The sequence below is a fragment of the Kitasatospora sp. NPDC058162 genome (assembly GCF_042884005.1).
In the GTDB taxonomy this organism is placed as follows: Bacteria; Actinomycetota; Actinomycetes; order Streptomycetales; family Streptomycetaceae; genus Kitasatospora.
In genome coordinates, this window is sequence record NZ_JBHVUS010000014.1 from 44,138 (window position 1) to 55,435 (window position 11,298).

General features: G+C 74.6%; 7 protein-coding genes and 1 pseudogene. 7 read left to right on the forward strand and 1 reads right to left on the reverse strand.

Features of this window, described 5'->3' with window-relative positions; all coding sequences use genetic code 11:
• The first annotated feature begins 280 nt into the window (after positions 1 to 280).
• From ACFVXG_RS24490 to ACFVXG_RS24515, 6 genes and pseudogenes are all read left to right on the forward strand, one after another.
• Positions 281 to 961, forward strand: coding sequence for a hypothetical protein (locus ACFVXG_RS24490; protein WP_387930536.1), 681 nt, complete (start codon positions 281 to 283; stop codon positions 959 to 961).
• A 346-nt stretch (positions 962 to 1,307) separates the two neighbouring features.
• Positions 1,308 to 2,927 (forward strand): D-alanyl-D-alanine carboxypeptidase/D-alanyl-D-alanine-endopeptidase, encoded by a 1,620-nt coding sequence (gene dacB / locus ACFVXG_RS24495; protein ID WP_387930537.1) that lies wholly within the window; start codon positions 1,308 to 1,310, stop codon positions 2,925 to 2,927.
• Positions 2,928 to 3,071: 144 nt separating this feature from the next.
• On the forward strand, positions 3,072 to 4,034 hold the full coding sequence (locus tag ACFVXG_RS24500) for a quinone oxidoreductase family protein (protein WP_387930538.1): 963 nt from the start codon (positions 3,072 to 3,074) through the stop codon (positions 4,032 to 4,034).
• Positions 4,035 to 4,068: 34 nt separating this feature from the next.
• Positions 4,069 to 4,668, forward strand: a complete 600-nt coding sequence (locus tag ACFVXG_RS24505; protein ID WP_387930539.1) for a TetR/AcrR family transcriptional regulator — start codon at positions 4,069 to 4,071, stop codon at positions 4,666 to 4,668.
• Between the two features lie 334 nt (positions 4,669 to 5,002).
• Positions 5,003 to 6,410, forward strand: a pseudogene (locus ACFVXG_RS24510) (MFS transporter).
• A 232-nt stretch (positions 6,411 to 6,642) separates the two neighbouring features.
• The gene (locus tag ACFVXG_RS24515) at positions 6,643 to 9,387 is read left to right on the forward strand and encodes an ATP-binding protein (protein WP_387930683.1); all 2,745 of its coding nucleotides are present in this window, start codon (positions 6,643 to 6,645) and stop codon (positions 9,385 to 9,387) included.
• A 45-nt stretch (positions 9,388 to 9,432) separates the two neighbouring features.
• Here ACFVXG_RS24515 and ACFVXG_RS24520 read toward each other — a convergent pair whose 3' ends face one another.
• Positions 9,433 to 9,867, reverse strand: a complete 435-nt coding sequence (locus ACFVXG_RS24520) for a DoxX family protein (protein WP_387930540.1) — start codon at positions 9,865 to 9,867, stop codon at positions 9,433 to 9,435.
• Positions 9,868 to 10,189: 322 nt separating this feature from the next.
• Here ACFVXG_RS24520 and ACFVXG_RS24525 point away from each other — a divergent pair, with 322 nt between their 5' ends.
• A complete protein-coding gene (locus ACFVXG_RS24525; RefSeq protein ID WP_387930541.1) occupies positions 10,190 to 11,293 on the forward strand; it encodes an NADH:flavin oxidoreductase/NADH oxidase in 1,104 nt (367 codons plus the stop codon).
• Positions 11,294 to 11,298: the final 5 nt, after the last annotated feature.

Consider the following 11,298-nt stretch of genomic DNA (forward strand, 5'->3'; position numbering starts at 1 on the left):
CCCTCACCTGTGCGGTGCGACGGCCCGGACCGCAGCGGCTGCGGTCCGGGCCTACTGTTTCAGACGCCCCCGAACTCCCCGCTGCGGACGGCGGTGACGAACGAGCCCCCTTCCCCCCTTCCTCCGTTCCCCTGCCGAACGTCAACTCGAAGGGGACGGTCGGCCGTTGGGCCGTTCAGGCGGCACCCCCTCCTTGTCCACCGGTGCCGGGTTTGGGGTGCTCGGGGTGCCGGAAACCTCACCCCCGAAACATCGATCCCTACACGAAGGGACGTTTGCCATGAAGAGCTTCGTACGGAGGATGCTGCTGCTCTCCGCCGTCGGCGCGACGGCGGCCGCGGTCGGCATCGCCCCGGCACCCCTCGCCCGAGCCCGCACCGGACTGTTCACCCCTCCGCAGCTCGGCATCCGGTTCAACGCCGACGGAGACCCGGGCCAGTGCGGCGGAAGAACGGGCGACCAGTGGAAGAACGACTTCGACGCGACCGAACCGATCCGCTTCGACACCGACTCCCGCCCGGGCGGCTGTCAGCTCGCATTCGGCATCTACGACCCGGACGGTCTGCTGCGGGATCCGTCCGTCACCTACACCTTCCAGGCCACCCCCGGCGGCGATCCCGCCCAGTGCGGAAACCCGGGCACCCACCGGATGCCGGTCGGCCGGACGTCCCGGACCTTCGGCCCCACCATCCGGATCGACACCGACAACCGGCCGGGCGGATGCGATCTCACGTTCGCCCTGTCGAGTTCCATCGGCATGAGCATCGGCGTCAACTACTCCTCGGACGGCGACCGCGCCCAGTGCGGGAACGCCGGCCCCGATCTCGGCCTGTTCAGCCCCGTGGACAATGACCGCCCGTTCGCCGTCCGCATCGACACCGACGACCGGCCCGGCGGATGCCGGCTCCAGCTCCGACTGGCGAGCTTCTCGTCCGAGAGGGGATCCCACGCCAACGGCTGAGCGGGCCGCACCGGGCCTTCGCGGAGCCGCGGGGGGGGGGCCGGGCGGGCGCGGGGGGGGGCCCCCCCCCCCCCCCCCCCCGCCGCCCCCCGCGGGGGGTTTGAGAGAGCCCCCGCCACCGCCTGCGGGGGCCGCCCGGGGCCTTCGCGGCGCCGGGGGCCCGGACCGCGACGGACGCGGTCCGGGCCCGCCTCCGACACCCGCCTTTCGACCGATCGGATGGTTTTCACACCCCTCGCCGTCAGCACGCCGCCCGGGATCCCGGCGCCCGGAGTCCGCATACCTACCATGTCCGCCTTGAGCGCCCCGCGAAACGGGGCTTCCGACTCAAGGAACGGCTGATCGAATGAGAGCAAGGATCCGCGGTCGGCTTCGGCCCTGGGCCGTCGTCGGCGTCGCACTCGCGGTCGTGGCCGGTACGGCCGCCGCCGCGCCGGCGGGGAACCCGCAGGGCGACCTCAGTCCCGACATCACGGCGATCATGAACAAGCCCGCGTACCAGCACGCCCAGTGGGGGCTGCTGGAGGTCGACCCCGAGGACGGGCGGGTCATCCACTCCCGCTACCCCGACCAGTTCTTCATGCCGGGTTCGACCGTCAAACTGATCACCATCTCCAGCGCCTGGCACGCCCTGGGCCCCGACCACCGCTTCACCACGCCGGTGCACGCCGTCGGCCGCCTCGACGGGTCGACCCTCACCGGGAACCTGGCGCTCGTCGCCCAGGGCGACCTGACCATGGGCGGGCGCACCAAGGCGGACGGGTCGGTCGACTTCACCCCCATCGACCACACCTACGCCGACGACGTCCCGGGCGCCACCCTCACCCCGGAGGACCCGCTCGCCGGCCTGGACCAGATCGCCCGTCAGGTCCGTGACTCGGGCATCACCGCGGTCGACGGCGACGTCATCATCGACCCGCGGCTGTTCACGCCCCCCGCGATCACCCCCCAGCCGACCCCGCTGATCATCAACGACAACGTCATCGACCTGCTGACCACGCCCTCCTCCCCCGGGCAGCCCGCCCAGCTGAGCTGGCGCCCGCAGGTCGCGCCCTACCGGGTCACCTCCGACGTCCGCACCGTGGCGGCCGGCGGCACCACCGACATCCAGGTCAGCGCCTCCCCCGACGGCACGGCCATCACGCTCTCCGGCACGATCGCCGCCGACGCCCCGCCCACCCTGAAGATCTCCCAGGTCCAGGACCCCAACGCGTTCGGGCGCACCGCCCTGATCGAGGCGCTGGCCCGCGCCGGGGTCACCGTCACCGCCCCGCCGACCGGGCCCAACCCGCAGGGCGCGCTGCCCGCCTCGTACACCGGCGACCCCCAGGTGGCGGCCTTCGTCTCCCCGCCGTACCGCGAGTACGCCAAGCTGATCCTGAACGTCAGCCACAACCTCGGCGCCAACCTGGCCCTGTGCAACATGGCCGTCGGCCGCGGCAGCACCAACTGCTTCGAGGGCTTCCCGGTGATCCACGACTTCCTCACCAACACGGCGAAGGTGGACCCGACCCAGTTCCAGATGGCCGACGGGCGCGGCGACGTCCCCGTCGACCGCGTCACCCCCACCGGGCTCAACCAGCTGCTCGCGTACTGGCTGCACACCCCCGACGCGGACGCCTTCCGCACCTCGCTGCCGATCCTCGGCGTGTCCGGCACGGGCGCGCTCTACTGCAACACCGACGCCTGCCCGGCCAAGGGCAAGGTCTTCGCCAAGCCCGGCACCATCATCGGCTTCGACTGGCTCAACCAGCAGTTCGCCATCAACGCCCAGACCTACGCGGGCTACCTCCAGGCGGACGACGGCCACCTCTACACCTTCTTCGTCGGCGTCAACGGCGCGGCCGTCCCGAACATCCAGGGCTTCTTCGACGTCAACGACGACGTCGACCAGATCGCCGTCCTCCTCCAGCAGGAGGCCTGCAAGCAGGAGCGCGCGCACCCGCACCACCCGCCCGCCTCCTGAACTCCCCTGCCCCGCCCGGCCGGTGGCACCGGCCGGGCGGCACCACTGAGTTCGCGATTTCTGGACTTGTGGGTCCATTTTCGGGTGCCTACCGTGCTGGACGTTCCCTCCCGGGGACGAACCCGCACAGGAAGGTGTCACCCCATGCACGCGATCCGCATCCAGGAGCACGGCGGCCCCGAAGTCATGCGCTGGACCGAGTTGCCCGACCCCGTTCCCGGCCCCGGCGAGGCGGTGGTGCGCCTGGGTGCGGCGGGCGTCAACTACCTGGACGTCGGCGCCCGTTCGCAGGGCGGGTTCGGGTGGGTGCCCCCCATGGTCCTGGGCGCCGAGGGGGCCGGCCGCGTCACCGCGCTCGGCGAGGGGGTGCAAGACCTCGTCGTCGGCGACCGGGTGGCCTGGTTCTTCCACATGGGCAGCTACGCCGAGTCGTTGGCCGTCCCGGCCGCCTCGTTGGTCAAGGTGCCCGACGGCATCGACGACGAGACGGCGGCCGCCGTGATGCTCCAGGGCCTGACCGCAAGCCACCTGAGCACCGAGACCTACCCCGTCGGCCCCGGCGACACCGCCGTGGTGCACGCGGCGGCCGGCGGGGTGGGCCAGCTGCTCACCCAACTGGTCAAGGCCCACGGCGGCAGCGTGATCGGGCTGGTCTCGCGCGAGGAGAAGGCCGCCGCCGCCCGGGAGGCCGGCGCCGACCACGTGCTGGTCCACTCCGGCGCCGGCTTCGAGGAGCGGGTACGGGAGTTGACCGGCGGCCGCGGGGCCGACGTCGTCTACGACGGCGGCGGCGCCGACACCTTCGTCTCCTCGCAGCTGGCGCTGCGCCCGCACGGCGTACACGCCTACTACGGCCCGTTCATGGGCGTGCCGACCCTGCGGCCCACCGACCTGCCGAACAGCATCCTGCTCAGCTACCCGGTGGTGCACCACCACGTCCCCACCCACGAGGCCCTGGTGCGGCGCAGCGGCGAGCTGTTCGACCTGGTCCTGGCGGGGCGGCTGACCCCGCGGATCACCGGCCGTTACCCACTGGCCGAGGCGGCCCGCGCCCACGCCGACCTCGAATCCCGGCGCACCACCGGCAAGCTGGTGCTGCTGCCCTGACCGGGGGGAGCGACGGGAGCGCAGGAGGGGACACGTGACACTGACCCGCAAGGGCGCCGCGACCAGGCGGCGCATCGTCGAGGGCGCGGCCGGGCAGATCCGCGAGGAGGGGGTGTTCTCGCTGCGGCTGGAGGACGTGATGGCCCGCACGGCGACCAGCAAGAGCCAGCTGTTCCACTACTTCCCGGGCGGGAAGGACGAGTTGCTGCTGGCGGTGGCGCGCCACGAGGCGGGCCTGGTGCTCGCCGACCAGCAGCCGGAGCTGGGCGCCCTGACCTCCTGGGAGGCCTGGTGGCAGTGGCGGGACAAGGTCGTCGCGCGTTACCGCGCCCAGGGCGTGAACTGTCCGCTGCACGTGGCGCTGTCCCAGTTGGGCTCGACCACGGAGGCGGCCCGGGCGGTGGCCGCCCGGCTGATGGAGCGGTGGCAGGAGCAGATCGCCGCGGGCATCCGCCACCTCCAGGGCACCGGCCGGGCCGCCCCGGGGCTGGACGCCGACCGCGAGGCCGCCGCCCTGCTGGCCGGGATCCAGGGCGGGGTGACGATCCTGCTGACCACGGGCTCGACCGTCCATCTGGAGGCGGCCCTGGACTCGGGCCTGGAGCGGCTGCGCGGGGCCCGTCCGGGAGCCTGAAAGTGGCAGGTCCCACACCGTTCGGCACCGGAAGTGACCAGGGTCACCCGCGGCGCGGCGCCGGGCGGGCACACGGCGTCAGGGCCCGGGAGGACTGGGCGGGGCGTAAACCGGCACGGGCGAAGGGCCCGTCCGCTTCGGGACCTTGGGCATGAATCCGGCCGACCTTCGCCCCGGTGGTTCACCCTGCGTACCCGGGCAACCGTGGACGGTCGCCCGGTGTGAGCGGGCGATGGCGCCGCCCGACGCGGGCGGCGCCGTTCCCCGCCGTCTACCCGGCGCACGGCACGCGTGACAAGCGTGCGGCCGTACGTCCCGGAGGACCCCGAAGCCCATGTCCCAGACGATCGACAACGCCCCGTATACCGCCTTCCACCGCAGACTGGCCCTCGCCTGCTCCGGTGGACCGCTGCTCGACGGCTACATCCTCAGCATCGTCGGCGTCGCCCTGATCGGGATGCGCCCCGACCTCGGCCTGTCCACCGCGGAGGTCAGCCTGATCGGCGCCGCCGCCCTGGTGGGCATGTTCGTCGGCGGCGCCCTGTTCGGCGTGCTGACCGACAAGATCGGCCGGGAGGTGATGTACACCGCCGACCTGCTGGTGATGGTCGCCTGCTCGGTGCTCTCGTTCTGGGTCGACTCGGTGTGGGCGATCACCGTGCTGCGCTTCGTGCTCGGCATGGCCGTCGCCGCCGACTACCCCATCGCCACCTCCCTGCTCGCCGAGTGGCTGCCCGCCAAGCACCGCGGGCGCCTGCTCGGCCAGCAGATCGTCGCCTGGTACGCCGGCTCGGTGCTCGCCTACGTGGTGGGCTACCTGTTCCTGGAGCTGGCCGGACCGGGCAGCTGGCGGTGGATGCTGGCCAGCTCCACCGTGCTGTGCGTGGTCTTCCTGGTGATCCGCCGCGGCTCCCCGGAGTCGCCGCGCTGGCTGGCCGCCAACGGGCGGGTCGGCGAGGCGGTGCGCGTGGTCGAGAAGCACCTGGGGGTACGGGTCGACGGCCGCGAGCTGATGCCCGACCCGGCCGGGCGCGCCCGCGCCGCCGGCGGACTGCGCCTGCTGATGACCCCGCCCTACCGGCGCCGCACCCTGTTCTGCGGCCTGTTCTTCCTCTTCCAGGTCGGCCCGCTGTTCGCGATGCTCACCTTCGGCCCGCAGATCCTCTCCTCCTTCGGCATGCCCGGCGGCACCGTGATGGAGACCCTGGGCACCGGGCTGATCAGCCTGGTCTTCCTGCTCGGCTGCTACCCGGCGCTGCGCCTGATCGACACCCGCGGCCGGCGCCCCGTCATCATCTGGTCCTTCGCCCTGATGACCGTCCCGCTGGCCCTGCTGGGGGTGTGGCCCACCCGCCCCGGCCGCCGTGGCGCTGACCGCGCTGTGCGCGTACGCCTTCCTGTGCGGCGGGCCGAACGTGCTCGACTGGACCTACCCCAACGAGCTGTTCCCGACCGAGATCCGGGCCACCGCCGTGGGCATGGCCACCTCGGTCAGCCGGATCGGCGCGGCGGTGGGCACCTACCTGCTGCCGCTGTCGCTGACCGGCCTGGGCACCGGCCCGACCATGCTGATCGCCGCCGGGACGACGGCGCTGGGGCTGCTGGTGTGCGTGCTGTGGGCGGAGGAGACACGGGGCACGGCGCTGGGCGCCTCCCCCGCCTCCCCCGCCGCGCCGGGCGGGCCGGGTGCGGCCAAGGCCCCGGGCGTCCCGGCGCAGCGGGTGGCGCAGTCGGTGCGCTGACGGCCGGCACGCGTGAACGGCGGCGCCGTCCGGGGGTTCCCGGACGGCGCCGCCGTGTTCACCGGCCCCCGGGCCTGTCGCCGCCCCGCAGGCGGGAGTTCGAGGACCGGCCCCACCGCCCACCCGGGCGGGCGGCTTTGTCAAGCCCGTCCCGGGACCGGCCGATCGGCAGTAGCCTCGGCAGCCTGTGACGACGCAACGATGCTCCTGGCAGGGCGAATTGGAGGCGGCGGTGGCCGAGGGGAAGGCCGGGGACGGCGAGGGGACGCTGCACGAGCGCGAGGCCGAGATCCGGTCGGCGGCACAGGCGATAGCGGCGCTCACCCTGCCCGCCGGTGCCGGGGTCGGTGAACTGCTGCTGTACACCGGCGCGGCCGGGCTGGGCAAGACCGCGGTGCTGACCGCGGTGCGGCGGGCCGCGAAGCGCGCGGGCTGCACGGTGCTGTTCGCCCGGGGCGGGCAGCGGCAGTGCCACGAGCCGTTCCACGTGGTGCGCCAGCTGGTGCGACCGGTGCTGTCGGCGCTGTCCGCCGAGGAGCGGGCGGAGGTCTTCGGGCCGTGGGAGGACATCGTCGGCCCGGCGGCGGGGCTGTGTCCGCCCCGCGGGCAGCTCGATCCGCAAGGGGTGCGGGACGGGCTGGACTTCGTCCTCACCCGCCTCGTGCAGTTACGCTCGCCGGTGGCCGTGCTGGTCGACGACCTGCACTGGGCCGACCCGGAGTCGCTCGGCTGGCTGGCCGGTTTCGCGCTGCGCGCCCGGGAGCTGCCGGCGCTGCTGGTGCTCGCCTGCCGCGACGAGTTCCCCGACGACGCGCTGGCGCTGCAGCGCGGCCTCGCCGACCGGGCCGACCGCCGGCACGAACTGCGCCCGCTCCAGCCCGACTCGGTCGCGCACCTGGTCCGCGCGGCCCTGGGCGAGCGGGCCGAGGACGCCTTCTGCCGGCACGTCTGGGCGGTCACCGCCGGGAACCCGTACGAGACCGCGGCCCTGCTGCGGGAGGTGGCCGACCAGCGGCTCGACCCGGTCGAGGAGAGCACCGGGCAGCTGCGCGAACTCGCCGCCACAGCAAGGGGGATGACGCTGCGGCACTGGCTGGAGCGGCTCGGCCCCACCGCGCTGCGCTTCGCCTGGGCGGCCTCGGTGCTGGACACCGACATCCGCCCCGACCTGGCCGCCGCCATCTGCGCCCAGGGCCCGGAGACCGCCGCCCAGTCCGTCCGGGAGCTGCGCCGGCACCGGGTGCTGACCGGCACCCCGGCGGGCCGGCTGGAGTTCGTCCACCCGCTGGTCGCCACCTCGGTCTACCAGTCGATGCCGCCCGCCGCCCGCACCGGGATGCACGGGGTCGCCGCCGTCGAGATCGAGAACGCCGGCCTCGGCCTGCCCGCGGCCTCCCGCCACCTGCTGGAGATCCTGCCCGAAGGGGACGGCCTGATCGTCGACAAGCTGCGCCGGGCGGCCCGCGAGCACCTGGCCATCGGCGCGCCCGGGGCCGCGCAGCGCTGCCTGCGCCGCGCCATCAGCGAGCCGCCCGCCGACCGGGACCGGGCCCCGGTGCTCTACGAGCTGGGCTGCTCGGCGCTGCTCACCGACCCGTCGACCACGGTCAACCAGCTGCGGCTGGCGCTCGCCGACCCGTACGGGCTGGGCCCCGAGCTGCGGGTGGACGCGACCTTCCGGCTCGCCCAGGCCCTCGCCCACAGCAACCGGCTGGGCGAGGCCGCCGCGCTGTGCGCCGAGGAGGCCGCGCGCACCCCGCCCGGCCCGGGGCGGCTGCGGCTGGAGGTCGCCGACTTCATGTTCGCGACGTTCCGGTTCGAGGACCCGGACGGCCCCGGCCGCTCCCGGCGGCTGGCGGAATTCGGCCGGATGCTGGGCACGGTCGGCCTGGCCTTCACCGACGACGGTCCGGACGGGGCGGCCGCGGGCGAGGCCGTGTTCGAACGCGACGGCCTGGCCCAGGCGGTGGCCGTGCTGCGCTGCTGGGACCTGACGCTGCGCGGCGTCCACCGTACGGAGGCGATCGCCCTGGCCGAGTCCGCGCTGCGGGGCGGCCGGCTGCCCGTCAGTCTCGGCTGGACCAACACCACCTGGGGCTTCGAGCTGCCCGGGGTGCTGGGCCTCAGCTACCTGTACGCCGACCGGGTCGACCGGGCGCAGGAGCTGTTCGAGGAGGCGGTGCGCAGCTACGAGGTCGCCGGGTGGAGCGGTGGCCACCTGGGTTTCGCCTACCTGCTGACCGGCATGCTGCGGTTCCGCTGCGGCGAGCTCGCCGCAGCGGAGGACTACCTGCGCCGGGCCCTGCGCATCGCCGGGCGGATCGGCCCGGGCACCCCGTTGCACTGGGACGCCGTCGGGGCGCTGGCCGAGACGGTGGCCGCGCGCGGCCGGCTGGAGGAGGCCCTGGAGCTGGCGCGCGAGCACGCCTTCGGCCCGCCGTACCCGACGGTGATGGTGCTGCCGGACGCCCCGACGCTGTACGGGCGGCTGCTGCTGGCCCGGGGCGACGCGGCGGGCGCGGCCGCGGCGCTGGCCGCCGCCGGGGCGGCCCTGGACGCGCGCGGGTGGCGCAACACGGTGTGGGCGCCGTGGCTGGGGCATCTGGCGCGCGCGGTGGCCGCGGTGGATCCGGAGCGGGCCCGCGGCCTGGCCGAGGAGGCGGTGGGCCGGGCCCGGGAGTCCGGGACGGACTCGGCCGTCGGCAGCGCGCTGCGGCTGTGCGCCGCCGTGCACGAGCCGCCGCGGGCGGCCGAGTTGCTGGCGGAGGCGGTCCGGTGCCTGGAGCGCTCGCCGGCCCGCTACGAGCACGCGCTCGCCCTGGTCGACCTCGGCGAGGTGCTGGGCTCCGGGGTGCTGGGCTCCACCGCGGCGGCGCGCACCGCGCTCACCCGGGGCCTGGAGCTGGCCGCCCGCTGCGGCGCCGACGGCCTGGCGGCCCGGGCCCGCGACCTGCTGGCCGCGGGGCCGGAAGGCTGAGGCGCGGAAGGCTGAGGCGCGGGCCGGGGCCGGGGCGGGCGGCGCTCAGACGGACAGGGCCGGCCCGCCGGGCACGCGGCGCGGGACCCGGCCCAGGGCCAGGGCGCCCGGCCCGACCGCGGCGATGAGCAGGAAGGCCCAGCAGAACATCACCGAGGGCTCGCCGCCGTTCTGGATCGGCCACAGGCCGTTCTCCTGGTGCACGCTGAAGTAGGCGTAGGCCATCGACCCGGAGCAGAGGAGGGCGGCCGGGCGCACGACCAGCCCGACGAGGACCAGGATCCCGCCGGCCAGCTGGATGGCGGCCGCCCACCAGCCGGGCCACTGCCCGAACCCGGGCGCCTTGCCGTGCGCGCCGCCCAGGACGCCGAAGAGGGTCGCCGCACCGTGGCACGCGAACAGCAGGGAGACCACGATGCGGAACAGCCCCAGGACCAGGGGGCGGGCGCGTTCGGCGAACGGCGGCAGGTCGACGGACACGGGGAACTCCTCGATCGGACGGGCGCGGGGGAGGGCGTCCGGGCGGCCGGCGCCGGGCCGTACGGACGGGCCCGGCCGCGCTTGACGCGACAGCGCCAATTCTGTCGCCGCCTCAGGCCCGGTGGCACGGGTGTGGGCTCTGAGGTTCCTCTGAGTTCCGCGGGGGGGGTCCTCCGAGTTCCGCGGGCGGACCCGCCCATTAAAAGTACCGTCCCGTGCAACTATTGTTGTGACACGTAAAGCGCATCAGCAAGCGCCTGCGCCCTGGCACCTGCGTCCTGGCACCCGGAGCCCGGCGCCGCCGACCCCACGGGAGTCCGACATGAGCACCACCCTCTTCACCCCGTACGCCCTGCGGGAGCTGACCGTTCCCAACCGGGTCTGGATGCCGCCGATGTGCCAGTACAGCGCCGCGCCGGCCGGTGAGGGGGCCGGGGTGCCCAACGAGTGGCACTACACCCACCTGGCGGCGCGGGCCGCCGGCGGTACCGGGCTGATCATCGTGGAGGCCACCGCGGTCAGCCCCGAGGGGCGGATCAGCCCGTACGACCTCGGACTGTGGAACGACACCCAGCTGGAGGCGTTCCGCCGGATCACCGCCTTCCTCAAGGAGCAGGGCGCCGTCCCCGCGATCCAGCTCGGCCACGCCGGGCGCAAGGCCTCCACCGAGCGACCCTGGGTCGACCGCGGGCGCGCCCTGGCCCCCGAGGAGGAGCACGGCTGGACCCCGGTCGCCCCCAGCGCCGTGGCCTTCTCCCCCGAGCACACCACCCCCGACGAACTGACGGCCGATCAGATCGCCGGGATCGTAAGGGAGTTCGCCGACGCCGCCCGGCGCGCGCTGGCGGCCGGCTTCCAGGCCGTCGAACTCCACGGCGCCCACGGCTACCTGATCCACCAGTTCCTCTCCCCGCAGAGCAACCACCGCACCGACGGCTACGGCGGCTCCTTCGAGGGCCGGATCCGCTTCGCCCTGGAGGTCGTCGACGCGGTGCGCGCGGTGTGGCCCGAGGAGCTGCCACTGTTCTTCCGCGTCTCGGCCACCGACTGGCTCAGCGAGAACCCGCAGGACGGCCGCGAGGGCTGGACCTCGCAGGACACCGTGCGGCTGGCCAAGGAGCTGCAGGCGCACGGCGTGGACCTGCTGGACGTCTCCACCGGCGGCCTGGTGCCCGACGCCCGGATCGAGGCCGCGCCCGGCTTCCAGGTGCCCTTCGCCGAGGCGGTGCGCAACGAGGCGGGCCTGCCGGTGGCGGCCGTCGGCCTGATCACCGAGGCGGCCCAGGCGCAGGAGATCCTCGCCGACGGCCGGGCCGACGCCGTCCTGATCGGCCGTGAGCTGCTGCGCAACCCCTTCTGGGCCCGCCACGCGGCCCGCGACCTCGGCGGCGAGGTCCACTCCCCGATCCAGTACCACCGCGCCTGAGGGCA